The 25,833-nt window shown below is 58.9% G+C and carries 16 protein-coding genes and 1 pseudogene; 5 read left to right on the top strand and 12 right to left on the bottom strand.

Going from position 1 to position 25,833, the window contains the following annotated elements:
* The first annotated feature begins 746 nt into the window (after positions 1-746).
* The 4 genes from BRA1253DRAFT_RS41915 (at position 747) to glmS (ending at position 9,672) form a co-directional block, all read left to right on the top strand.
* The gene (locus BRA1253DRAFT_RS41915) at positions 747-2,633 is read left to right on the top strand and encodes a hypothetical protein (protein WP_245285979.1); all 1,887 of its coding nucleotides are present in this window, start codon (positions 747-749) and stop codon (positions 2,631-2,633) included.
* Positions 2,634-5,585: 2,952 nt separating this feature from the next.
* On the top strand, positions 5,586-6,671 hold the full coding sequence (gene gmd, locus BRA1253DRAFT_RS28565; protein WP_007600132.1) for a GDP-mannose 4,6-dehydratase: 1,086 nt from the start codon (positions 5,586-5,588) through the stop codon (positions 6,669-6,671).
* The gene (locus BRA1253DRAFT_RS28560; RefSeq protein WP_007600131.1) at positions 6,652-7,629 is read left to right on the top strand and encodes a GDP-L-fucose synthase; all 978 of its coding nucleotides are present in this window, start codon (positions 6,652-6,654) and stop codon (positions 7,627-7,629) included. Before gmd ends, BRA1253DRAFT_RS28560 begins: the two co-directional genes overlap by 20 nt.
* Before the next feature lie 216 nt (positions 7,630-7,845).
* Positions 7,846-9,672, top strand: coding sequence for a glutamine--fructose-6-phosphate transaminase (isomerizing) (gene glmS / locus BRA1253DRAFT_RS28555; protein ID WP_007600130.1), 1,827 nt, complete (start codon positions 7,846-7,848; stop codon positions 9,670-9,672).
* A gap of 441 nt (positions 9,673-10,113) precedes the next feature.
* Here glmS and BRA1253DRAFT_RS43795 read toward each other — a convergent pair whose 3' ends face one another.
* Positions 10,114-10,395 carry a hypothetical protein gene (locus tag BRA1253DRAFT_RS43795; protein ID WP_157158631.1) on the bottom strand — a complete coding sequence of 94 codons (282 nt, stop codon included), beginning with the start codon at positions 10,393-10,395 and terminating at the stop codon, positions 10,114-10,116.
* Between the two features lie 24 nt (positions 10,396-10,419).
* On the opposite strand from BRA1253DRAFT_RS43795, the gene BRA1253DRAFT_RS28550 reads away from it, so the two are divergent.
* Entirely contained in the window at positions 10,420-11,736 is a 1,317-nt protein-coding gene (locus tag BRA1253DRAFT_RS28550) for an MFS transporter (protein WP_007600129.1), read from the top strand.
* Between the two features lie 621 nt (positions 11,737-12,357).
* Here BRA1253DRAFT_RS28550 and BRA1253DRAFT_RS28545 read toward each other — a convergent pair.
* The 11 genes and pseudogenes from BRA1253DRAFT_RS28545 to nodC form a co-directional block, all read right to left on the bottom strand.
* A complete protein-coding gene (locus tag BRA1253DRAFT_RS28545; protein ID WP_007600128.1) occupies positions 12,358-13,215 on the bottom strand; it encodes an electron transfer flavoprotein subunit beta/FixA family protein in 858 nt (285 codons plus the stop codon).
* 411 nt (positions 13,216-13,626) lie between these two features.
* Positions 13,627-15,381, bottom strand: coding sequence for a nif-specific transcriptional activator NifA (nifA, locus tag BRA1253DRAFT_RS28535; RefSeq protein ID WP_007600127.1), 1,755 nt, complete (start codon positions 15,379-15,381; stop codon positions 13,627-13,629).
* A gap of 246 nt (positions 15,382-15,627) precedes the next feature.
* Positions 15,628-16,464, bottom strand: a complete 837-nt coding sequence (locus BRA1253DRAFT_RS28530; RefSeq protein ID WP_007600123.1) for an SDR family NAD(P)-dependent oxidoreductase — start codon at positions 16,462-16,464, stop codon at positions 15,628-15,630.
* 819 nt (positions 16,465-17,283) lie between these two features.
* Entirely contained in the window at positions 17,284-18,303 is a 1,020-nt protein-coding gene (locus tag BRA1253DRAFT_RS28525) for a nodulation protein NodZ (protein ID WP_198288266.1), read from the bottom strand.
* A pseudogene (locus tag BRA1253DRAFT_RS41910) lies at positions 18,263-18,418 on the bottom strand (NnrS family protein); the annotation flags it as partial. The gene BRA1253DRAFT_RS28525 and the pseudogene BRA1253DRAFT_RS41910, both read right to left, overlap by 41 nt.
* A 64-nt stretch (positions 18,419-18,482) precedes the next feature.
* The gene (locus BRA1253DRAFT_RS28520) at positions 18,483-20,495 is read right to left on the bottom strand and encodes a carbamoyltransferase (RefSeq protein ID WP_007600119.1); all 2,013 of its coding nucleotides are present in this window, start codon (positions 20,493-20,495) and stop codon (positions 18,483-18,485) included.
* A 198-nt stretch (positions 20,496-20,693) separates the two neighbouring features.
* Complete coding sequence (locus tag BRA1253DRAFT_RS28515) at positions 20,694-21,482, bottom strand: ABC transporter permease (protein WP_007600117.1); 789 nt, start codon at positions 21,480-21,482, stop codon at positions 20,694-20,696.
* Positions 21,483-21,485: 3 nt separating this feature from the next.
* Positions 21,486-22,400 carry a nodulation factor ABC transporter ATP-binding protein NodI gene (gene nodI, locus BRA1253DRAFT_RS28510; RefSeq protein ID WP_007600116.1) on the bottom strand — a complete coding sequence of 305 codons (915 nt, stop codon included), beginning with the start codon at positions 22,398-22,400 and terminating at the stop codon, positions 21,486-21,488.
* A gap of 4 nt (positions 22,401-22,404) precedes the next feature.
* The gene (gene nodU, locus BRA1253DRAFT_RS28505) at positions 22,405-24,117 is read right to left on the bottom strand and encodes a nodulation protein NodU (RefSeq protein WP_007600115.1); all 1,713 of its coding nucleotides are present in this window, start codon (positions 24,115-24,117) and stop codon (positions 22,405-22,407) included.
* Positions 24,118-24,128: 11 nt separating this feature from the next.
* Positions 24,129-24,758: a nodulation methyltransferase NodS gene (gene nodS / locus BRA1253DRAFT_RS28500; RefSeq protein WP_007600114.1), complete on the bottom strand. Its 630-nt coding sequence runs from the start codon at positions 24,756-24,758 to the stop codon at positions 24,129-24,131.
* A gap of 23 nt (positions 24,759-24,781) precedes the next feature.
* The coding region (nodC, locus tag BRA1253DRAFT_RS28495; RefSeq protein ID WP_007600113.1) for a chitooligosaccharide synthase NodC at positions 24,782-25,833 on the bottom strand (1,052 nt) is incomplete at its 5' end.

Raw genomic sequence — 25,833 nt, 5'->3', positions numbered from 1 at the left:
TTCCTCAGCGACCTTGAGGAGCCTGCATCTAGATGTGTCGTCCTCGATCGACTCCGCTTTTAGTCGGGTCGCTTCCGCACGGCCTCGCCAATGTTTGGCGTCTGAGAATAGATTTTTCTGCTTCATGCAAACGAGGATGCAATGTTTAGATCAAGAAAATGCGACACTGGCCCTACGTAAGATCCCGTAGGCTGGCTTTCGCAAAAGCACCTCATTTGCCGTTAGCGCTGCCACTCGCTTTGTTAATGTCCGACATGCGACAAGCCGCTGGCAAGAGACGTAAGCGCGGCGAGTAAGCTTCACTGCAATCCCTCGACTGAAGGCCGATTGGAAAGGCCACGCGAACGGAGCATGATGGACGAGATTTGGCTTCACCGGCCGTTCACGCAGAATTCTGCGCGAAATGCGCGGCTCTCGACATAAATGGCTTGAATCGGACGCAGCGTCAGATTGTAGGGTCTTCTTGCGGGCGAGCGTCCACGATCGCCTGCCGATGGCTTGGGAGCGACGGCTTGCAGACGGGACGCACTTGGCCTGTGCAGCAGATATTTCGGGGTGAGGGCGCCAGCGCTACCTGTCCGAACTCCAGTCAGCTTGCGTGAGCAATGTCGCGGTCCGATTGCAGTTCGAGATCCTGGCCAGGGAAGGGTTGTCAGATGACGCGCCCTGGACAAGCAGTCTCACTCGACCGGCACCGCTTGGAGCAGCACGTTCGCGCGGAGCACTCAGAGCCACCAAATCGAACGATGGCCACACTCGATGAGCTTCTCGCAACGATCAGCCACGCTTGCCGTTGTCAGGACGTTCGCGCATTCTCAGTTTCACTTTTCGACGATTCCAAGCAACTCACGAGATCAAATCGCGCACGCTTCCTGCGAAAGGCCGCGACTGCGTTCAAGATCGCATTTGTTCCACGATTTGAGGAAGACATCCGCCTCAAGCTAGCATCGAAATACGCCACAATATGTGATGCGCTCAGCCGGCAGTCTGGCGGTCAGGCAGGTACCGATGTTTCCAAAGCTCTAGCGGCTCAGCTCTCCCGCCTTAATGACGCACTGATGGAACAAGTCGACTTCACATCACTTTCGCTCTTTGCGTGTTCATTTGGCCGCCATCCTGCGTCTTCCGACTGCCGCGATGGCATGATCAGAATTGCTGAAGTTTGCCGCGACAAGAGCGAGCCGCTCCAGGACCTAACCGGCCAGCACCTATCATTGCTTATAAGCGGCCTTAGCAAGTGGCCGGATCAACCGGCGGTTCGTGAAGCCGCTCTCAGGATGGCGACTGAGATTTCTTGCCGTACGCGTTCGGATGATCGCCTCTCAGCGCTCACCCCGCGACATCTATCAATGCTCGTGAACGGCGTCGGAAAATGGCTAGGAGAGGAACGCTTTCACACGGTAGTTGTGATGATCGCAGATGAGCTTGTGCGCCGAAGCGATCGGCTCTCCGATTTTACCCAGGAACAGCTGGCGAATCTGATCAGCGTCTTTAGCAAGCGGCCGGAAGATTCCAGTTGTCGCAAGGCAGCGATCGCGATCAGCAACGAACTTCTCCGCCGCTGCGATCAGCTCTCCGATTTCAGTCAGCAGCGTCTGGCTAAGCTCGTAAACGGATTCAGCAGGTGGCCGGGCGAGCTCGCGCCTCGGCAAGCCACCGCCAAGATTGCAGGAGAACTCGTTCGTCGCGGGCTTTCCGTCGATCACCATGAGTTGGCGAGCCTGGTAAACGGCTTCAGCAAATGGACGGCGGAGGTTGCCTGTCTCGCGGCGAGCGTCGCGATCGCGGATGAAGTCATCCGTCACGCTCGCGGTGCCGAGCGCCTCTCTTATTTTCGTTACCAGGAACTCGGGGTGCTGGTAAACGGCTTCAGCAAATGGCGGCAGGACCCGAGCTGCCGCCAAGCCACAATTGAAATTGCCAGTGAAGTGCTCGCCCGCTGTGACCGCGTCGACGGCGTCTCCTGCATTACTGAACAGGCACTGGCGAACCTCGTAAATGGGTTCAGCAAGTGGCCACAACAGCTGTCTCTTCGCGACGCGACGGCTGCGCTCGCCCGGGAGGTCGTTTACCGTGCCCGACGGGCCGGTCAGCTCTATGATTTTACGCAGCAAGGACTGGCTATTCTGTTGAACGGCTTCAGCAAATGGCCAACGGAAGTTCCGCTGCGCGAAGCTAAGACTGCGATCGCGCACGAGGTCCTTTCTCGGGCCTGCCGTTCCGACCGGCTTTCTCATTTTACGCGTCGAGCACTGGCGATTCTCGCCAACGGCTTCAGCAAATGGCGACAAGAGGAGATCTCTCGCCATGCGACGGTAGCCATCGCGCAGGAGATTCTTCGCCGCACTTTCCAGGTTTGTGATTTTAGCGAGCAGGAGCTTGCTCAGCTCATGCGTGCGTTCAGTCACTGGCCGAAAGAGGTCACCTCTCGCGAAGTCGCAGTCGTGATCTCCCAGGAGGTCCTGCGCCGCCTCACCGGGACTGCGCGTTTCACCGAGCAAGAGTTCGCATACTTGGCGAATGGGTTAGCCAAGTGGCCCGAAGTGGCGATCTGTCGTCGAGCCGCTGCGGCTATACGCAATTGGACAGCGCTAGGCGACCGACGACGAACACCATGTCATGCGGCGTTTTGAAGCAAACGGAACACGGCTGCACACCGCTCGTAAGGCACGAAGGGCTGCGCTGCTCCAAAGGACGATAACTCAATGCAGGATCACGCGAGCATGCGGCGCGACCAACGGCACCACACTTTTAGGCGCGAGGTGATCGTGATAGGCGACGAGATGGGCTCGCAACCTCGTTCAGCGGGGCGGATTTCTGGTCGTACTTTCAGCCATCGAGGCAATGACCCACGCGTAGTGAGTAGCGAGGTTTTGACCGGCGGCACTATGTCGAATGGTACATTGAACGGCCGCGGCAGATCTCTGCAGATGCTCGGCGCTATGCGTTCAACGGCGTTTCCAGAAGAGCACGGAGGCGGCGTCATCGCCGCCGCTCTCGGCGGAGATGCATCAAGTGTTCGCTCACGCCGCAGCCCTTTCTGGCGGATTGCTTCCGAGCCCGCGTCCATCGTGTTTTTCGGGACGGCAACAGCGCCTCCAGAGTGCAGTGGCTTCTGCAGCTTTGGATGCCAAGCAGTCGTTCAACTGACGACCATGTAGCGCGAGCTCAAACCACAGGGAACTCTCTATTTATGCTCTGCCAGAAATGTCACAGAGATAACTGGTGCGAGATCGCAATGCACGATCCCTGGACCGGCCGACCAGTGATCACCTGCAACACTTGCGGCGAGTATGCCGAGTACAACAGCCTCCAGCGCAAAACGGCTCACGCGATCATGGCAGCTACCTTGGCCTGTAGCGTGAGCATAGAGGACCGGCGCGATCCCCGGGTGGTTGCTGATAGGATCTTGGATGCACTGGAGAATGCCGGCCTAACAGTCGCTCGCGCCTCAAGATGAATGGGGAGGAGCGCCGATCGGCGCCGTCTTCCAACGCATGACGACCCCCACATGAATCGAAGCCGCAATGATCGTTGACCTGACGCGGCCTGCACCTGACGGCGCCTTTCGAGGTCCATCGTCCAAAGTTTGTCTGGAACGGCAAAGTCACTGCTTAGTGCCTTGACGGAAATTGCACTCATTGACCAGAATAACCGCTGCCAATGGATCTCGTTTCCCATTCTGCCCAGCGGCGCCAGCCCCGAGAAATCCCGGGAAACAGCCCCGCCCAGACAGTGTAGCGGGAGAGCTCGGCCGGATAGACGAGGCGCCAATTCGCACAGATCCCACAGCGCATCCTCGCCATGGACGCTTGATTCGGCCGGCGAGCGCGGTCCTATTCCATGCACCTTACAAGAATTTCATTGACACGCGTGGTCGCTCGTTGCCACGAGCAGCAGCCTCACCGCCGCGGCGTGGCTATGCCGGCACACTTGGGCTGACCCTGGCTGCGCAATTCCGCGGAGGACGAATAGCGAAAGCCAGCCGCTTTGGCGCAGCGCCTCCCGCCCTCCTCCCGTCGAGGCTGGCTCCTGGCGTGAGATATTCCCGCAATAACCCCCGCAGGGGATTGAATCGTACGTAGCGTCGGATTGTAGAGTGCCCCTGCTAGGTGGCTCCAATCTTCAGTCGCCCTAGAATTCCTGTGGACAAAAGCGGAGCAAGCCGATCGCGTGTGATGAGGGGTGTTCTGCCAAAGCGGCTGAGGAATCGCGCTGAGTACGAAGGGACGCTGGTCCTGTTCTGTCTACGCAAATCGCCAAGTCGCATGAGGTCACGATTGCACAGATGTAAGAAGGACCAATCCAGCATTGGAGACTTCGAAATACGATTGCGAGCGCCAAGTGCCAACGAGCCGCTGCGAGATTGATGCGCTATCCTGGAGCGGTGATGTGAGAAGACCCGATGGATCCAACACGGTGTTGCTCGTCGACCATTGTGAGGGCCAATGTCGGGCAATTGTTGGCTTCAAGAATGGCGATCCTGGAAGAGCGTATATGTGCGGGGAGCCAATTGTGACGGGACTGCGCCAAAAGCCGTCATCATGGTGCGCTTACCACCATGTCCGAATGCACGTCATGCCATCGTCGGACGGACGCGCCCGTCCTTGAACGAAAGCAGACTAGAAGACAACGAGTAGTCCGGGACGAGGGCGCGGCATGGATAGCGGCTGATTGCGGCAGCAAGAGAGCTGCCGCTAGCTCCGCGAGCTGGGCATGCTCGAGATGCAGGCCCGACGATTGCCCAGGGCCGACGCCGATGCAGGCAACAAGCCCTTTAACACACGACGAACGAGCATTGGAAACCTCATGTGATCGCCTTGGAACGGAAATGATGTGGAAGTTTAGACACGCGAGCGATCGAAGATTGATCTCGGCACCTTGATTGAGCGCTACGCGGCGTTCAAACCCGATAAAGCCAGCGATCCATTTCGATGGCGCGCCTCTAAGCTCACGCCCCTTTTGGCGCATTCGAGCAGGCGGCGCGTGCTTGAACAGCCCGAGTCGGCTCGCTCCACGATCAGCTCATCCCGCGTGTTTCTGCCGTGGGGCTGCAATATGCGCGCCTTCCCCTTTTGCTTGGCCGACCACCAACACGATCGTCCAGGAATTGATCGATGATACGGACTGCGCGACAGAGAACACCTTTCAAGGCTTTGCTTGCCCGGCTTGCTCGCAGTCGCACTGGATGAACAGCAAGACTAGAAAACTTCTAGGCAAGGACAAGGAATGAGGGACACTCCCTGGCTCGACGCCCAAGCTGAGCACGGAGAGACTGTAGAACGCTTCTCGGCCAAATGGTCTGCTACCTCTTAGCTGCCCCGCAATTCATTGGGCGCACCGAAGCAATAGAGAAGCGCCTGACGAAGGCCGAACAAACTCTGCCGGACTACAAACTTTCGTATAGTCCTCCAAAACCTTTTCGACGCGGACGGTTTACCTCCATACAGTTGAGCAATCGACGCAATGCCTGTAGAGGGTCCACACTTCGGCAGTTCGAGAGCGTGACGCTTCCACATCTGAAGAGCCAGACGCGATTGACCTCGTCGATTGGAGAATGACATTAGCCTGCGCAGAGGAATCATTTGTTAAACCAAGAGAGCAAACGGCGGGTCGCTCTAATCACCGGCGTGACCGGCCAGGACGGCGCCTATCTTGCTGAATACCTGTTGTCGCTCGGCTACATCGTGCACGGCGTAAAACGGCGCTCGTCCTCGTTCAACACCGCACGGATCGATCATCTCTACCAGGACCCGCATCTCGGCAATGTGCCGTTCCTGATGCATTACGGCGACATGACGGATTCGACCAACCTGATCCGTCTCGTGCAGCAGATCCGGCCGACCGAGATCTACAATCTCGCCGCCCAGAGCCACGTCGCCGTCAGCTTCGAGAGCCCGGAATACACCGCCAATGCCGACGCGATCGGCGTGTTGCGCCTGTTGGAAGCGATCCGCATCCTCGGGATGGAGAACGAGACGCGGTTCTACCAGGCCTCGACGTCGGAGCTCTATGGCCTCGTGCAGGAGGTCCCACAGAAGGAGACCACGCCGTTCTATCCGCGCTCGCCTTACGGCGTGGCCAAGCTCTACGGCTACTGGATCACGGTGAACTACCGCGAAGCCTACGGCATGTTCGCCAGCAACGGCATCCTGTTTAATCATGAGAGCCCAATCCGCGGCGAGACTTTCGTCACCCGCAAGATCACCCGCGGCGTCGCCCGCATCGAGCTCGGGCTGGAGCAGACGCTCTATCTTGGTAACCTCGAGGCCAAGCGGGACTGGGGTCATGCCAAGGATTATGTCGAAGGCATGCACAAGATCCTCCATGCCGACAAGCCGGACGATTTCGTGCTCGCCACCGGTGAGATGCGCTCGGTGCGACAGATGGTCGAGCTTGCCTTTGCCGAAGTCGGCCGCCGTATCGAATGGCGCGGCAAAGGCATCGACGAGACCGGCGTCGATACCAAGAGCGGCAACACCGTACTCCGGATCGATCGCACCTATTTCCGCCCCACCGAGGTCGATCTCCTGGTCGGCGATGCCAGCAAGGCGCGCAAGGTACTCGGCTGGACGCCCAAGCGGACGTTTGCCCAACTCGTCGCGGAAATGATGGCGAGCGACCTGGCGGATGCCAAACGGGATGTGGCCAGTGGCAAACGCACCATTTGAGCTGAAGGGCAGAAGCGTCTACGTCGCCGGCCACCGCGGCATGGTTGGCAGTGCGCTGGTGCGCCGGCTGGGGCGGGAGGACGTGAATCTCGTCACGGTGGACCGGCGCGACGTCGATCTCTGCAACCAGGACGCCGTGTTCGACTGGTTCGCCAAGACGCGGCCAGAGGTGATCTTCGTTGCTGCCGCCAAGGTCGGCGGCATTGTCGCCAACGACACGCTGCGTGCCGAATTCATCTATGACAACATCGCGATCGCGGCGAACGTGATCCATGCCGCGTATCTCAATGGCGCCGAGAAGCTGATGTTTTTGGGCTCGTCCTGCATCTATCCGAAGCTGGCGCCGCAGCCCTTGCGCGAGGACACGGTGCTATCAGGTCCGCTGGAGCCGACCAACGAGCCCTATGCGATCGCCAAGATCGCCGGCATCAAGATGGTGGAGGCCTATCGCCGCCAGTTCGGCAGCGACTTCATCAGCGTGATGCCGACCAATCTCTACGGCCCCGGCGACAATTATCATCCCGAACAGAGCCATGTCGTCGCGGCGCTGATCCGGCGCTTTCACGAGGCGAAGGTCGCGGGTGCCAAGAGTGTTGCCGTGTGGGGCACCGGCACGCCACGGCGCGAATTCCTCTATGTCGACGACATGGCAGACGCCTGCGTGTGCCTGATGAAGACCTATTCGAGCGCAGAGCTGATCAACATCGGCACCGGCGAGGACATCACCATCGCCGAGTTCGCGCGCGTCGTCGCAGAGATCGTCGGCTACAGCGGCGAGATCGCCTTTGACAGCTCGCGTCCCGACGGCACGCCGCGCAAGCTGCTCGACGTCAGCCGCCTCGCAAAGCTCGGCTGGCGCGCGAGGACACGGCTTACAGATGGAATGCGGCAGACCTACCAGGACTTCTTAGCGGTATCGGCCAAATCGGACAAAAGGAGAGAATCATGCAGCTGTTAATTGCTGACGGCGCTCATTGTCCGATTGCCAGAAAGTTGCTTCAGATCGCCTGGCGACTTCGATTGGGCTTCCGGTGTTGCTTTGAGTTCGCGCACGCCGAGTGACGCGTGCGCGATGGTAGGCCGGCACGACTACACCGGTCGATAAATAGCGAGCGAATTGGTCAGGCGCGTCTTGCGAGACGGTCTGTTTTGAAGTTGAGGTAAACTGGTTACCATGTGCGGAATTGTAGGCATCTTGGGGCGCGGTCCAGTCGCGGATCGCCTCATCGATTCACTTAAACGACTGGAATATCGCGGCTACGACTCAGCTGGCATCGGAACGCTCAAAGGAAATCATATCGAGCTTCGACGCGCCGAGGGAAAGCTGAAAAACCTTGAAACACGTGTTCGCTGCCATCCGCTTTCAGGCCATGTCGGGATTGGGCACACGCGCTGGGCTACTCATGGCAAGCCAACCGAACACAACGCTCATCCGCATGCAACGGACAATGTTGCAGTCGTCCATAACGGCATAATCGAGAACTTCCGGGAGCTGCGCACGGAGCTGAAACAGCATGGCGCCTGTTTCGCCTCTGAAACAGACACGGAGGTGGTGGCGCATCTCATCGACTCTTATCTAAAGAATGGCAGCTCGCCGCAGGAGGCAGTAAAAGCGTCGCTGCCGCGGCTAGTGGGCGCGTTTGCGCTTGCAATTCTGTTCAAGGGCCGACACGACCTCATGATCGGTGCGCGCAAGGGCTCACCACTCGCGATCGGGCATGGCGAAGGCGAAATGTATCTCGGATCGGATGCTATCGCGCTCGCGCCCCTTACCGACTTGATCACCTACCTTGAGGATGGCGATTGGGCTGTGCTCAACCGCAACTTCTGCGTGGTCTACGACGCACAAGGCACAGTCGTCCGCCGGGATGTGGTGAACTCTGGCGCGTCGTCGGCACTCGTCGACAAAGCGAACTACCGCCACTTCATGGCGAAGGAAATCCACGAACAGCCAGAGGTGATCGGGCAGACGCTGGCGCATTACGTCGATATTGCCCGCGAGAGCGTGGCACTGCCGCAGGAGCTTCCGTTCGACTTCAATGACATCGGACATATCTCGGTCACGGCTTGCGGTACGGCAGGCTACGCAGGCCACATCGCCAAATACTGGTTCGAGCGGCTGGCTCGTATTCCGGTCGAGCTCGATGTCGCCTCCGAATTTCGGTATCGTGAGGCACCGATGCGCCAAGGAGATCTTGCTATCTTCATCTCGCAGTCCGGCGAGACCGCCGATACGCTGGCCGCGCTCCGCTACGCCAAATCGCAAGGTCTGCATACCCTCTCGATCGTGAACGTACTGAGTTCGACCATTGCGCGCGAAAGCGGGACAGTGTTGCCGACATTCGCGGGGCCCGAAATCGGTGTTGCCTCGACCAAGGCGTTCACATGCCAGCTGGTCGTCCTGGCGGCGCTGGCGGTCGCTGCCGGCAAGGCCCGCGGTGAATTGTCGGAGGGCGACAGCACCGATCTGGTACGCGAGCTGATCGAAGTTCCTCGGCTCGTTTCAGCGGCGCTGGCCAACGAGCCGCAGATCGAGAAGCTCGCACGCGACATCACCAAATCGCGTGACGTGCTATATCTTGGTCGCGGCACGTCGTTTCCACTGGCCATGGAAGGGGCACTGAAGCTGAAGGAGATATCCTATATTCACGCCGAGGGCTATGCGGCCGGAGAGCTCAAGCACGGCCCGATCGCCTTGGTCGACGAGAGTGTTCCCGTAATCGTCATCGCTCCTTCCGACCGGGTGTTCGAAAAGACGCTCTCGAACATGCAGGAGGTCGCTGCACGCGGTGGCAAGATTATCTTGATAACCGACGCTAGGGGAGCCGCAGACGTGTCCATGGATTCACTCGCGACCATTGTGCTGCCGGAGATGGGTGCGACATTCACTTCGATTGTCTATGCGATTCCGGTGCAGCTCCTGGCCTACCACACGGCCATCCTCATAGGCACGGACGTCGACCAACCCCGAAATCTCGCGAAATCGGTAACCGTCGAATAAGGCAAAGCGATGCGACCTCGGTTGTCGTGGTCAGATTCCGAATGCGCGAGCCGCGGTCAGATCGTATCACGATGTGCCGCCCAGCTCCAGGCCCCCATGCCACCGCGAGGCTTGTACCTGTTCTTGGCCCTGTTTACGGAGACGCCGGGTTTGGACCACATACGAACCGGAGCGCCCCTCGAACTACGAGGCGCGCCTCGCTCGAAGGACAACGTGGCTGTTTCCAAGCACGGCCATCGGCGCCGCGCTTGATCGCCAGCGCGCTCACAAAATCCTATCCGGCGAACCTCCAGTTAGCTTTGAGCATATCGACATCGCTGGAGATCGGGCGAGATAATAGCGCAGTTTCGGCCCCAATCGCAGGCTCGCGAGCTGTTCTAGCACGACATCTCACGGAGCTCCTCGCTGCGGCTCCTATGCCAGCGATCTCGTCCTTCCCTTTCACTGCATATCGGTACGTTTGATGAGAACTTCGGCCACGCCACAGACAACAACCTTGTCGACGACCTTGACGCCGAGAATTGCCCGAGGGTTCAGTAGCTTGAGAGCCACTCCTGCTGCACGAGCGGCATAACGAGCGAAAATTGTGAGGGTTTGCGGCAATTGCCGAAAATATGCCGGAAACGTCAGGCGCTTACGGTTTGGTCGATAGTGCCCTGATGGTCGATTCGCGGCCATGAAACTGCACGCGGCTGCGGTGAGATTTTCTCCGGAAGCGGCCATTTCAAAATCGAGAGGAAACTCGCCATGTCACCAGCGCCCATTGCGCACGCCTCAAATGCCAAATCGCGCATTGGCGCCATCTTACGTGCCACGAGCGGCAACTTCCTCGAGCAGTTCGACTTCTTCTTATTCGGGTTCTACGCCAGTGCCATCGGAAACGCGTTCTTTCCATCAGGAAGCGAAACCGCTTCACTGCTTAACACGTTCGGTGTGTTCTGGTTGGGTGCCTTGATGCGACCTGTTGGTGCGATCGTGCTTGGAGCCTATATTGACCAGATTGGCCGTCGGCAAGGCCTGATCATCACGCTTTCGATCATGGCCATTGGCACCATCATCATCGCCTTTTGTCCGGGCTATGCGACGATCGGCATTGCCGCACCTGCGATCGTGCTGTTCGGACGGCTGTTGCAGGGCTTTTCTGCCGGCGTTGAGGTTGGTGGTGTTTCCGTTTACCTCTCCGAGATTGCCACTCCGGGCAACCGCGGCTTTTACACATCTTTCCAGTCCTCGAGCCAGCAGGTTGCGATCTTTGTCGCGGCTCTTATCGGATATTTTTTGAGCGAAGTACTTCCGGCCGAAATGGTTGCCGCTTGGGGCTGGCGGATCCCGTTCTTCCTTGGCTGCTTGATCGTACCGCTTATCTTCTTCCTGCGTCGGACGCTGGAGGAAACTCCGGAGTTTCTGGTCATGAAGAACCACCCAACGGCCCGCGAGGTCTTTGCCTCCACACTTGCGAACTGGCGCATCGTCATTCTCGGCATGATGATCGCGATGCTGACGACCACGACATTCTATTTCGTGACGGTGTACACGCCCACGTTCGGCAGGCACGTATTGCAGTTGTCCTCGCAGAACACGCTCTTGGTGACGCTTTTGGTCGCGGTGACGAACTTCATGTGGAACCCAATTGGCGGCGCGATTTCCGACAGAATCGGTCGGAAACCGGTCCTGCTGACCATTGCCGGCCTTGCCTTGGTGACTGCATATCCAGCGTTGTCTTGGCTTGCAACGGACCCAAGCTTTGGCAAGATGCTGATCGTGGAGATGATGTTCTCGTTTTACTTTGGCACCTATAGCGGCGCCATGTTGGGCGCTCTGGTCGAAATCGTGCCGAAGCACATTCGCACAACTTGCTTTTCTTTGGCGTTCGCACTCGCCGCGGCTCTGTTTGGCACGTTTACGCCGCTTGCATCGACTTGGCTGATCGACCGGACAGATGACAAGGCGTCGCCCGGTTTCTGGTTGATGTTTGCGGCTTTGCTCGGCATTATCGCCGCGCTCACGATTTATCCAGGAAACACCAAGAGAGTTGCGAAAGCCGTTGCGACCCGAGCGGCCTAACCCGGCGGTAAGCGCGCAATTTATCACGCGTTAGCACGCGCGCCCGCGGGACGTTGGGGGCCCAAGGCTGAACTGAAGTTGGTGCGCGACTCTCCCTGCGGTGATTTTCACGACGGTGCGCGGCCGTTCTGCCGATCACGGTTCTTCCTATGTGATCTGGGGCAGTATAGGGACGAGCTGGCGGTGATGTTGACCGGGAAAGGCTGAGCTTATCAGCCAACCTCGATTCCATCCGGTGGTCGGACGGTGCGCTGCCCGCACTTGCAGTCGCGTGAAACGCGGCGGATTTCGCGCGAGGACTGGGATCCCTCGCGCGAGCTCCACGCTCTGATATTCTGTGCGGCCGCCACAAAACTCGAACGCGCACATCGTCGGGCTGCGTGAAATTCCCCAGCGGACTGGTCGTCTCGCAGGTAGCGACAAACGTTAGCGTAGCGGGCCGTCTTGTATCCTGGTCCGATACCGACCTCTCGGCGCGCGGATACGCAGGTTGAAGGCTCACCTTCTTGTCGCATCTGGCGGGGAGTGTTCGAGAAGTTTGGTCGCGCCTGTACAACGAGCGACCGGCCAATGCGTAACCAGACCCAGGCTGTTGCTCGCTGCGCTCGATCAGCCGTGACTTCACGCACCGCGAGCTTGCGCAGATGAGGCGAGCTGTGCGAGCTCCGTTTCGAGCATAGGGTTGCGCTTGAACATAGCGTCGATCAATGCTTGGGCCGGCTGCTCGGCCGCCTCCACCCACGTCGCCTTCTCCGCTCGCGCGGAGGGCGCGAACACACGCTTGACCACGGTCGGCGATCCCCTCAGACCACAATTGGCCATGTCATCCACGCCAGCACTTTGGGCGCTCCATTTCACGATTGTGGTGCGGGCGGCACGCAACGCATCTATCATTGCGCCGCGGCGAATTTGATTTGTTGCCTCTAACATGCTGACGAGACACGGCAGCTTGGAACCCAACACCTGGACGCCTCCTTCGCAGCGCCGTTCGGCCTCGATGGTCCGTAGCTTGAGGTCCAACGCTTTGATCGTGGAAACATAAGTGAGCTGCTGGACCCCGAGCCGCCTTGCAATGCCAGGTCCCACCTGCGCCGTATCGCCGTCGATCGTCTGCTTGCCGGTGAATATGACGTCCGGTGGGCCATATTCCTTGCCGATGTTGCGAATCGCGCTCGCCAACGCGTAACTCGTCGCCAGCGTATCCGAGCCGGCAAAGCTACGGTCGGTGAGCAGGACAGCGCGATCGGCACCAAATGTCAGTGCCTTTCGGAGAGATTCTTCGGCCGACGACGGTCCCATTGTCAGGACGGTGACTTCGCCGCCGAATTGATCTCTTAGCTCGAGCGCAGCTTCCAATGCAAAGAGATCATAGGGGTTGATGATTGTCGGCACGCCCTGGCGCATGATCGTATTCGTAACAGGGTGCACGCGGATTTGCGCGGAGTCCGGGACCTGTTTGATGCAGACGATGCTGTGCATGTACTTCTCCTAAGATGCCGAGCCGACTCCCGACGCAGCAAATGTCATACCATCCAAGGCATTTCGCCAACGAGGAATGAATGCAGGCTGACGACGAGCCGGTTGTCGCAACTGCGATGGCTTACGCACCGGCGTGATCTCAAGCTGATCGGAGTCAGGGGCGGCAACGGAGCCGCAGCGATCACGCGCCGCTTCGACGCCAAAGCCATTTTCAGGGCGCGTACGTTGCAAACAGACGATGACAAGACTGGCCGAAGCGAAGACGCCCTACGCGTCGCCGGCGAGTAAATCCCAACCAAGGCACAACGCTAGCATCCCCATCATGCATCCGAGCTGGCGACCGCCTCTTTTCCACGCTTTCCTATCCCAGTCGGCCGAGCGAGAGAGAGAGGAGCGAGCTCGACGCTTGGCTCAGAAGCGTTTGATCTCGATGCCGTGTCTTCGCAAGGCGTAGCCAATCTGGCGCGGGGTCAGTCCAAGCAGGCGCGCCGCCTTCGCCTGTACCCACCCGGATCTTTCCATGGCTGCGATGACGCGCTCGCGATCGGTGACTTTCGCGGCACCCACCACGGGGCGCCCGGGTGGCTCCAGCGGTGTCAGCTCGCTGCTCACCGGCCGAACGGGTGTGACGGCTTGTGTTGGCGGCATGCTCAGCCTCGTGGGCAGTGAGATTGTCGGGCTCGGCTGTCGGGCCATTTCCGCCGGACCACACTTCCATAGCAAAGCCGACAGGCATTGCCCGTGGCAGCACGCAAAATCATCTCTTACGATCGACGATCCTCGCGCTAGTGTCGCGGTCCGCTGCACGCAGTTTTCGAGCTCACGGACATTACCGGGAAATCCGCAATTCATGAGGACCTCAATCGCACTTGAATCGAATACCAGAGTACGGCCGTTCTCATTGTTAAAGTTCCTCAAAAAACGAGCGGCGAGAAGCGGAATATCAGTGCGTCTTTCCCGCAGCGGCGGCAATAGCAGAGGAACAACGCTGATGCGGTAATAGAGATCGGCACGGAACTCGTTCCTTGCCACCGCCTCTTCAAGATTTTTGTTCGTGGCCGCAATCACGCGGACGTCGACTTTGATCGTCTGATTGCCGCCCACCCGCTCGAATTCCTGCTCCTGAAGCACGCGCAGAAGCTTCGCCTGGAACGAGCCCGAGATCTCTCCAATCTCATCCAGAAACAGCGTTCCCTTGTCGGCGATCTCGAAGCGCCCCTTGCGCGCGTTGAATGCGCCCGTAAACGCCCCCTTCTCGTGTCCGAACAATTCAGATTCCAGCACGGTCTCGGTGAGGGCTGCGCAATTCAGCTTGATAAAGGAGCGTTTAGCGCGCGCTGAACGCTCGTGAATAGCCTTCGCGACCAGCTCTTTGCCGGTACCCGATTCGCCACGCAACAAAACCGTGCTATTTGACTTTGAGATCACCTCGATCTTGTCAAGTAGCGCGCGCAGCGCCGGGCTGTCGCCGATCATTCCCTCGACTTGGACCTTCTTACGGTCCCGCCCATGAGGCTTGAGCTCGGAGAGTTGCTTCTGCAGCCGGAACTCCTCGTCCATAAGGCGCCCGCGATCGCGCACAAACGAGCAATGCAGCTTCGTCGTCTGGCCTAGCAGGCTGGCGACCATCGTCAGAAGGCGGAGGTCGTCGTCGAGCTGCGCACGCGTCCCATTGTCCGCGATGCGGTCAATGCTCAGCGTACCCACAACTTTGCCGTCAACGTCTATGGGAACGCCGATGAACGCAACACGCGCATGACCGCCGGCATTTAGCATATCGACCTCCGAAGAACTGAAGGCCGAATGCAGCGCTACATTCTCCACGATGAGCGGCTGCTCCGATGCGACGATTTGATCGATTGCTCCTTGCGGCAAGCGCACCCGGCAGCGGGCATCGCGGTCTTCGCTCCTGCCGTCCTCTACGATGATCTCCGGCCCGCCGTCATGCTCGAACAGACATACGATGCCGCGCCGCATCTGCACGAGCGATCCCAGGCGCTCGATGACGCTCGCCAGCTTAGCCTCGAGCCGACATAGGCCAGTGAGCGTGTGCGCTATTTCAACAATCGTGCTTAGCGATTTCTCTTGGGACCGCACAATACAAGCGGAAGCATCCGCGTCGGAGGTTGAGTTTGGCTTTTCGCGCAGGGAAATGCTGTCTAGCATGACGACTTCTCCGTTCCTTTCTCGATCCTCCCCATCGGACCTGTTGGATTCGTGTTGCATGCCCGATCTGACATCCAGTTCTCAGGGCGGGACGAGAGATTACCCCTCTTCATGGCACGTCGGCAGCACTTAGAGTAACTAGCTTTGCCGCTTTGTTTTCCAACTCGCTGCGCGGATTCACCCCGGCCAACATGACTTCCATCGATGAAGCTCAGAACAGCCGGTGCTCTTTAGGGGCTGATTGAATTATAAGTGTTGCCCGCCATTGATCGGCACTTCGGCGCCGGTGACATAACTTGCCGCATCTGAACATAGGAAGAAAATGACCTTGGCGACCTCTTCGGGTGTACCCACTCGGCGGAGTGGGATCTTTGGCACAAGATGCGCTTCCGTGTCAGGCGACAAAATGTCCGTCTTGATTTCGCCGGGCGCGATCGCATTGACGCGAATGCCATGCGCGGCGTAATCGTGCGCCATTTCGCGCGTGAGACAAGCGAGCGCAGCTTTCGAAGTCGCATATGCCGAGCCTGCAAATGGATGCACCCGCGAGCCGGCGATCGACGTCACGTTGACGATCGAGCCTGACGCCCTTTTTAATTCGTCGAACAGGCCTTGAGCGAGTAGAATCGGTGCCACCAGATTGAGGTGGAACACGCTCATCCAGGTGTCGACTGAGGTCGCCAGCGATGTCAGCCTGGTACCGTTTGCCGCTTTTGGTGAGTTTCCGGCATTGTTTACCAGTCCGTGCAACGGTGCGCCAGCAAGGCGCTCCTTGATCTCGGCAATCACGCGCGGCAGCATCCGATGATCGCCCAGGTCGACTTCGATATAGCTGTCGCCCTCTGAGTCTGATGGGCGACGCGCCGCGTCCAATGGTTGGCGCGCGCAAGAAATGATGCGCCAACCGGCTTTCGAAAACAATTTTCCGGTGGCGCGACCGATACCGCGCGATGCCCCGGTCAATACCAGCGTCTTTCGCTCTCGTAGCGGACGGCCCGCTCGATCGGCGTGAATTGGACCGCTAGGGTCCGTTTCCGACGATTGAGGTACGACCGCTTTGTCATCTGGTAGATCTAGCTTCACACGCGGCTCCCTTCCGCTCCCATCGGCTGTGCACCTTGTGCAGGATCCGGGCCAAAGCGACGCAGGGCATAAGGGGCGCACTTTGCGACAAATGGCAGGTTCTGAACATCTGGCCTGTTTGCTTTTCGACAACAGCAACGCCGCGTCAAGCCCCCGGGCGCGTTGACCGCGTCGCACTCCAGGGGTGGTCTGTGGCTCATTCGAATTGGCGGAGATAGTTTAGCTGCCTTTTGCGGAGATCAGGATCGATGGCCAGTTCGTTCAATTTCCTCGGTTGGACGCGCCGCCGCAGATGCGGCTCTGGTTCGACATCGGTGGGCTGGGGCTCGTGCCGTTGATCAGATGCGGTCGAAAGTATTTCGCAACCAGCGCATGAACAAGGCCGTCGTCCAGAAGACGAGCTGACCGCGAAGGGATTAACGCAGAAACGGCGATACGTCTACCTGACGCGCGTCCTTGCTGCTGGGACATTCTGACGTGACCGTCTGCTACGTCAGATTCCTCGGCGGCCCGGGCCACCACTGCCGTGCTCTTCACCGCGTGGCCACCGATGGCGGTTTCGGCCCGGCGATGCCGGGACCCTAACCTTTTCTCCGGCCCGTCGACCTACACGTCGCGGTCCGACGTATCCCGGGACAAGGCCGCCGACGCTCGCCGGCATTGGCCTACGCTTCGGTGAGCATTCGCTGTACCACTGCATCCCGGCAGTGCGTCGGTCTGCCCTCAGCTGCGGACGTTGCGAAACCCGATGCTGTGGAAGCCAGCAGTATCAGGCCGACGATCTAGGCGACGATTGCTCAGGTTCAGATTCGCGCCACCTCATGAAGCCGCGAAATGCTCGTATGGATTATCGACTAGGGTCAACTGCTCCGGATTGCTCAGATCGAATTCAATAATGCGTGGCACGAGCAGACGGGCATAGCGCGTAAAGGCGCTGGTGGGGGGAAAGCGGATCACGGTGGCGCATCGCGCAAGAAGATACATGTCGATGAGCGCGGAAGCTCCACCTTCAATTCCCATTTCCGCACTATGCAACGGCCCTGCCAGATCGGCCTGGAACCGTTTTGGTACGGCGAAGATATCGGGAAACAGACCCGATATGTGATCGAGCACCCGTGCGCTATCCGTGCACAGGAAGATCTTAACAGGCTTTGGATAGGGCAACGCCATGGCTTTACGGATTGCCATGCAGACCTGACGAAGAGCGAGCTCCGAATCGGCCCAGTACGGAGCATGCCCCATGATATCTTCGCCATTGCCGTTCCGAACATGAACGCCGATGATACTATGGCCGCTAAAGTGTTGCTCATACAAGTCCTCGATCCGCGCTCGAATCTCAGACCTGAGTTTGATGTTTCGGAAGATCAGTCGTTCGGCTTCCTCACCACAACGCCACATCAGGCAAGCGTCACAGACAATGGTGTTGGCCTCGTTATGGTCTCCTGCTTGGAACAGCTCAGTCAGTTCGTCACGTTCTCGGAAGATCTGCTCGTCCGGACGATTGATACAGTCGATCGATGGCCTATTCCACCACGGCGGGAAGAACGGGCCGGGAAACGAGAGCTGGTTGACCCTGTCATCGCAAATCACCGGCACGCCAGCGATCTCCTCAACCGGCTCGAAGAACACCGGAAAGGCATTGCTGAACGGTTGGTCGACATAACAGGAACCGCGCCAGTCAATAACGAGCGTTCGCCCGGTCCGCTGCGCGTACGACCAGGCTGATGCCAACGACCAGAGGCAATCACCAAAGCCGGTGCGCCTCCGCGAAACAACAAAGCGTTCCTTCGTCACGTTATCAAACCCTTCTCGTTGCGCGAGTGTGGCGCACCAAATCATCTGCGATGCCGATCCACTGTCCGGTATGGCCGAGACTCGCACGGGTCATTACCGCGAGCGTCATGGTTCCAGCCGCGCCCGCCATCCAGGCGTGGATGCCCGCGCTCGGCGGCAACAAACTCATCCTGCACGGCACTGCGATTGGCAGGTCATGCTAGAGGTGTCACATTACGTACCTTTTACGACGGCCCAGTCTGTGACGGATGCAGCCGAATACGACGCTGATCCCACAGCCCGCGCAGTTCGTTCAGGAGAGCTTCGCGCCTGGTCCTGTCAGAGGTGACCCTGGCGAGAAGATCGGCCAGAACAGCTTCCTTCTCGATTTGCATCAGCATGTCGAATAGGTCATGCGAGACGCGTACGCTGTCATGGCTGGAGTGACCCATGCGGATCTCGCAGATTGTCTCCTGGCGGTCTCGGCCCGCATGAGCGCGAACCCGGTAAAGAGATACATGGGGCGGCAGGGATACAGCGAGTGCGGTCCAATTTTCGAGCGTTGTTGCCCGCTTTTTGATGAGGAATGACCCGACCACAAGGCCATCCAGCTCGGTCGACAAAAACGCCGTAATCGCATCGGCAACGGAATCTACGATCGGTTCGGCATTGTTGTTGAACGACGTATTAAGCAGAATCGGGACGCCCGTTCGAGCTTTGAACGCATTGATAAGTTCCCAATAGGCGGCATTGCTCGTGCGGGACACCGTTTGCAGCCGAGCCGTACCATCGATATGCGTGATCGCGCCCAGCAATGCACGCATGGATTCGCGCACGCGCACGACGAAATTCATGAAGGGATATTCTGCGCGACCATCCGGCAACTCAAAGAACGCGCCCGCATCCTCCTCGAGAACCGATGGCGCGAACGGTCGATAACTCTCGCGCTTCTTGACCATCGCATTGATCCGGTCCTTGTTTGCCGCGGGCCTCGGGTCCGCAAGAATGCTGCGGTTGCCGAGCGCACGAGGGCCGAACTCGGACCGGCCCTGTACCCACCCGATCACAGCGCCATCAGCGATCCACTCGGCTGCTCTGGCTGCGACGTCAGCGGTCCGTTCAATCTCGAGGTGTCCGGCCCATCCCTTCAGTTCCTGTTCAATGCTGTCGTCGCTGCCGACATCGGGCCCCCAATAAACCGCCTGTAGTCGTTCGCGGGGCGGAGCCTGCCCGGCCTCGTTCGACACCATCAGCGCCGCACCCAATGCGCATCCGGCATCATGCGAGGCCGGCTGCACAAAAATCTCTTCGAACAGCCCTGAGTACAGCAGTTTTCCGTTTAGCGTGCAGTTGTGGGCTACCCCGCCAGCCAGGCACAGCCGTTTCATTCCGGTCTGCTCACGATAATGCCGAAGAATGTGAAAGACGATCCGCTCCAGCGCCTCCTGCAATGAAGCGCTCACATCTCGGTGTTGTTGCGTGAACGGCATTCCCTTTCGCCGGACCTCGATATTGCGCAGCAATGCCGGGCCGATACGGTCGAGGTGAACGCGGTAGGCACCGTTGGGGGAGAGCTCATAAAATTGGGAGAAAAGCTCGCGATAGCGAGCGGGATCTCCATAAGGAGCCAATCCCATGACCTTATATTCGTCGAACAGGCCGTAGCCGAGGTATCGGATCGTTTCCAGATAGAACAGTCCGAGAGAGTTGGTCTCTGGAAAAGTCATGAGCTCGGTCATTTCGGTGCCCGACCCCACCGCCAACAGACCCGAGAGGAAGTCGCCACAGCCGTCGATCGCGAGAACCAGGCTTTCTTCAAAACCAGACATTGCCAACGCGCTTACGGCATGGGCCTGATGATGGCCTACGAATGACACCCGCGAAGGGTCAACTTGGGTACCGAACTCTGCCGCGAGAAGGTGCTGCAACAGGAGATTCGCATCTAGCGGAATTGAGATCTCAGGTTGTGAGATGAACAACCGTTCGAGCATCGAATTGCAGTAGGCTTCAGTCGCGTAGAACGCAATACGATCGACGTCGCGAAGCTCCACGCCCGCGGCTGCTAGACAGTATTCGATCGCACTACTCGGAAGCTTGTTTGAGTGTTTGATGCGGTTGAGACGCTCCTCTTCGACGGCAGCGATCACGCGACCGTCCTTGACGAGCACCGCGGCACCGTCGTGCAGAAACGTGTTCGGTAGTTGCAGCGGGTTTTCATAGACCCTGTCAAGCCCGCCACTCAATCCTAGACAAAGCATCTTGTTCTCCGTTCATTCTGAGAGGTCTGTTGACCTATTTCGTATCGCTCGCTTGGCGAGTCGGCCGCACGTCGCCGCGGGGCCGCAGGCATCGCCAACGAAACGAGGCTCATATAAGCGTCGGCGGCGAATCGAACGTTCGTTACGTCCGGTGTTTGATCTCGCACGCGCGGCGCTTCGCTTTACGTCTTATTCCTTTCACCGCATCAGGCGTTGCCGAAGCAGCGCGGCCGAGACGAAGAAGGGCAACGCTGCGCAGACGCAAAGTGCGCCCACATGCAAACCGACGCTGTCGACCGGCCGACCGAGCATTACTGGACGAATGAGATCGACCGAATGTGTCAGGGGCAACAAGGCCGATATGCGTTGAAATGAACCCGGTAACTGGCTGATTGGGAAGATCGCGCCACTCAGATACATCATGGGGGTGAGGATAAGTGATTGGTAGAAGATGAAATAGTCGTGGCTCGGTGCAAGAGCTGAAACGACCATTGCGAGGCTCGCGAAAGCAATGCCAGTGAGGGCGATGGCTGGTAACGCATAGGGAATGGACGACCACTCTGCATACCCCAGCGCGACGGCAACAATCGTGATCGCCGTCCCGGCGAGCAAGGCCTTGCTCGCTGCCCATGCCATTTCACCCAGAACAATGTCGCCGAGCGTCAGGGGCGTACAGAGCACAGCCTCCCACGTGCAACCTGTCTGCATGCGAGCGTAAGCCCCATAGATCGTTTCGAAGGTTGAGGAGACCATTGCGCTTGTGGCGACCATGCCAGCCGCCAGAAACGCAATGTATGAAGTTCCCTCAACGCCACCTACGATCATTCCGAGGCCAAAGCCAAGACCGAACAGAGAGCTCATCGGCTCGGCCAGATTCCCAAGAATCGACGCCAGAGCGACTTTCCGCCAGACCAGAAAGTTGCGGCGCCATACCGCGATCCAATTCCATGGATTAGCAGGGAGCGCGGACGCAAAACGTTGCCACATCGTTCAGTCCTTCATCTCTCGCCCGGTTAGCCGTAAGAAGACATCCTCCAGATTTGGCGGACGCTGCAGAAGGCGGAGATCCGGACGGTTGCCAAGTCGGCGACGCACCTGCTCGGGATCCTTGACATAGCAGAACAGTGTCTCCCCGCTCACCTCGGCGTGCTGCACTGTGGTTCTAACCAGCGGCAGCAGGTCATGGGCATTACCACCGTAGATCTCGATCACCTGGCAGCCGATCTGCTGCTCGATCAGAACATGAGGCTGCCCTTCCGCGATTTTGCGGCCGTGCTCAAGCACGCACAGGCGATCGCACAATCGCTCCGCCTCTTCCATGAAATGGGTGGTGAGAAGAATCGTTTTGCCGCGCGCTAATAGCCAGCGCAAGCGTTCCCAGATGAGATGACGGCCGTGCGGATCGAGGCCAGTCGTCGGCTCGTCAAGTACCAATACCTGCGGGTCGTTAATGAGGGCACGTGCCAGCGTCAGCCGCCGCTTCATGCCGCCGGACAGTTCGGCGACGCGGGCGTCCGCCTTGTTCTCCAAGCGGGCGAATTCGAGCAGTGACGGCGTCACCGCGTTGACCTCGGTCGCGCTCATGCCGAAGTAGCGACCGAAAACGAGCAAGTTTTCGCGCACGGTGAGCTGAAGATCGAGGTTGTCGAACTGTGGGACAACCCCGATGCCCCGACGCGCCAACGGCGCATGTGCCGGCACCGGCTCGCCAAGCACGTGGATCTTACCTGCGTCGGGCGATGCAACACCCAGGATCAATCGCGCAAGCGTACTTTTACCCGCTCCGTTTGGTCCCAGCAGACCGAAGCACTCTCCGGGCGAGACCGTAAACGAAAGAGCGTCCACGACGGTCCGGTCCTTGTAGGATTTACTCACCTCGAAAAGGTCGATTGCCGGGGTTGACATTTGCTTACGCGATCGCGACGGACGTTGTCCGCACCGCGTCCTTTGTCGCGTGCTTTTTCGTCCAAAGCAGGCCGTCACACCACACGTGATCGACGCGTCCCCACTGGCACGCGGCGGCAGCATCCGGGAAAAAGCCGCGTCCATGCAAATTGGCGCTGGTATTGCAAAGCAGCGGAATGGCTGTGAGCTTCTCGTACGCGATGAGAAGCTCGACCACTTTATGCTGAGATGTTCTGGAAACCGTCTGTAGGCGAGCAGATCCATCGAGATGCACGACGGCGGGAATTTTGTCCCGCCATTCCGGTCGCGTCTGGTGATCGAACAGCATGTACGGATCGGGTACTCCAGGGCTAAAAATCTCCGCCGCACGATCCTCCAGGCATATCGGCGCTACCGGCCTGAAATGCTCTCGAAGCTTGACGTCGTTGAGATGATCTTTCATTCCCTCCCAGCTCGCAGCCGCGAGAATGCTCCTGCCACCCAACGCACGTGGTCCGAGCTCGGCACGCCCGGCAAGGAAGACCACGGGCTTGTCACTCGCGAGGATTGCCGCGAGTTCGCCCATCGTGCAGGGCGCGCCGTCCCATCCGGGCGGGACTTCGCTGGGACGAACGGCCGGTCCACTGTAGACCGTCCATTCCAGAGCTCTAAAGCCTTGCTGTGCCGCCAGTGCAGAGCAAGCAGCACCGATCGCTGAGCCGCTGTCGTTCGGAAAGGGCGGCACCCACACGTCATCGAACAGGCCGGTCGCACGAAATGCACTATTCCACTTGATATTCAGGCCACAGCCGCCGGCTATGCAGAGGTTACGCCCCCCCGCAAGATCCGAATGTCGCTGCACAACATCAGCAATTGTGCGAACCAGCAGGCGCTCTAGAAAGACGTGAAATGACGCAAGGATGTCTTCGGCCTGCTTGGCCTTCAATCCCAGTGCGCACGCATCGAAGAAGTCGTGCAGAGCTTCAAGTGGTGATAGTGAGCTGTTGATCTGTGCAAGCTTATGACAAGCGCCCTCAGCATCCGTGCCAAAGTGCGCCTGATAACGCTCCTGAAACGTTTTAATAATCTCCTCGTCGGGAGCTCCGAGAGCGATATAGGCCATCAGCTTGCCGGCTATGCCGAGATCCCAGCTGGTCCGGTCTGCCCGCCTGTAAGGTCCAAAGTGATGTCCTGCCGTCGCATAGGCGTGGCCTATCATCGGAAACAGGCACTCGATGAACCGAATCCCGTGCGGCCCGACATAGTAGAGGCGCGGAAACATGCAGCCGTCCCACACCAAGCAGAAAGCAGATTGTGCGGATTTGGCAAACGAGCTGGTGCAGTATGCGGATGCTACGTGCCCGGTGACATGGGGATAGCTTTGATACGGATATAGTTTCCCATCAAGCATAAGGCCGATGCGATCGCGGGACGCGAGGGGGCTATCGCCTTGGCGTTCGACATACGGCGCGCCCTTGAGCTTGACGGTCGTCGTCCCACTAAGGACTTCAAACTGGGATTCGAACTCTCCATCCCAGCCATCAATGACGAACTGATCGACATCGCTCGGATCGAGCCCGTGCTCCGCCAAGGCGCTAACAACGGAATCCAGGTTGTCGATGGTCTGATAACGCGGATTATTGTTCAGCTTCTCCTGCTCGACGCAGAACACCACTCGCCCGTCCTCAATCAGAGCGACGGCCCCGTCATGCGTCAACTTGATACCGCAGATACGCATAGTGGCTCCTCTCAGCCTCGGCCGTTGGGTGGGATCGAAGATGGCTCCGGATTCCGAAAGCGGACCAACAGGCAGTCTTCGTCAGCCGACAGCCCCTGGCACTGCACGCGTTCGACCTCAATGAGGGCTTCAGTCAAAATCGTGATGACCGTCTCGGCGCCAGCGACATGCCCCCATCGCTTGCAGGTCGCATCACGTGCAGATCCGAAGACCAGATGCCCACCCGGAGCAAGCATCTTGACCATGTTGTCGACTGCAGTACGCATTTGTGTCATGTCTTCGAGATAATAGAGAACTTCGGCGACCACGATCAGATCGAACAGCTCTGCGGCCGAGAACTGCAGAATGTCAGTCGCCGCCCAGCTGATATGCGACCACCTCTTGGTCCGCTGGACCGCTCGACCGATCGCTCGCGGCATAACATCGATGACCGTGAGCCGTTTGCAGTGAGGAGCAAGCTTCTCTGTAAACGCACCGGCCGCGCACCCGATTTCGAGGCCATTTGAGACGGCGCTGTTCGACAGCGACAGCCGCAGCAATTGGGTGTGACGCTCACGTTCGAACGGATTGTCGTCGAGCCGCCACGGATCCTCATTAGACAGCTCCCGTTCCAACGATTGATATGTCTGATGCACGTTCACGGCCTAATCTCCTACAAAGCTGCTTACTCAGTCTCGGCCGCAATGCCATCCGGCGCGATCAGCTGCGATGGAGCGCGCGAAAGACCTACCCTGCGAATTGCGCCAGGCATTTCCGATCCGGGGTTAAGGCTTGGTCCAGTTGTGGCGTCTTCGGTCGAGCCCTTCGATTCATCAACGTCTGATGATTTCGCTATTTTGCGCGAGAGCCAATCGCTGTTGCTCAAGGTACAGAGCGCATAGGCTTTCATCGGGAGCAGGAGGAAGATGTTGATCGGGGTGTGCAGCGAGAAGCCAATAAATCGAAGCTCGCCGGCGCGCAGGGCTGCCACGCTGCATCGAATCAGGGTCATCGCGACGATGGTCAGACCGGTCCACCAGGGCACGGTGCCCGTGAGCGCGAGCTGAGCGAGCGCGGCAATCGATGAGATGGCGAGCAGCAGCGGGCCGAGGTTCTGTCCAACCACGTCCAGCGTGAGGTACCGGTCAAGGCCGGGCAGCAGGTGCAAACCGAGCAGGGTGTCGCGGTAGGTGCTGCGCGCCCAGCGGAGCTGTTGGCGCAGATACGGCAAGAGCGTGTCCGGGACCACCGTGGCGGCGATGGCGTCCGGAACGTACTCCGTTCGGAACCCTGCCTTGAGCATGAGGATGGTCAGATGACGGTCCTCACCGAAGTCGCTGGGTTTTCCCCGGAAGAACTGCGTCTCGTATTGCTCGAGCAGCAACAGCAGCGCGGAGCGCCGGTACATGGCGCACGGCCCACAGCAGCACATGACGGCACCAAACCGCGTCTGCGCCGCGCGCTCCTCGTTGCAAGCCAACCAGTACTCCATGTCGATCAATCGGGTCAGCCAGCTCTCGTTTCGGTTGCTGGCCTTCAATTGGCCCATGGCCGCGCCGACGGCTGGATCCTGCATCTTCCGCACGAGCTTGCTGACCACGTCGCTGTCGATTTCCGTGTCGGAGTCGACGTTGAGCACGAGATCGCCGAATGAGCGGCGAATCGCTGCGATCTGCGCCTTGCGTTTTCCAACATTGCTTGGCAGCAGAATGATGGTGAATCTCGGGTCATACGCGT

Source organism: Bradyrhizobium sp. WSM1253 (genome assembly GCF_000244935.1).
GTDB classification, from domain to species: Bacteria; Pseudomonadota; Alphaproteobacteria; order Rhizobiales; family Xanthobacteraceae; genus Bradyrhizobium; species Bradyrhizobium canariense.
Note: the sequence above shows the minus strand (reverse complement) of the source record. Positions and strands in the feature narration are given on the sequence as shown.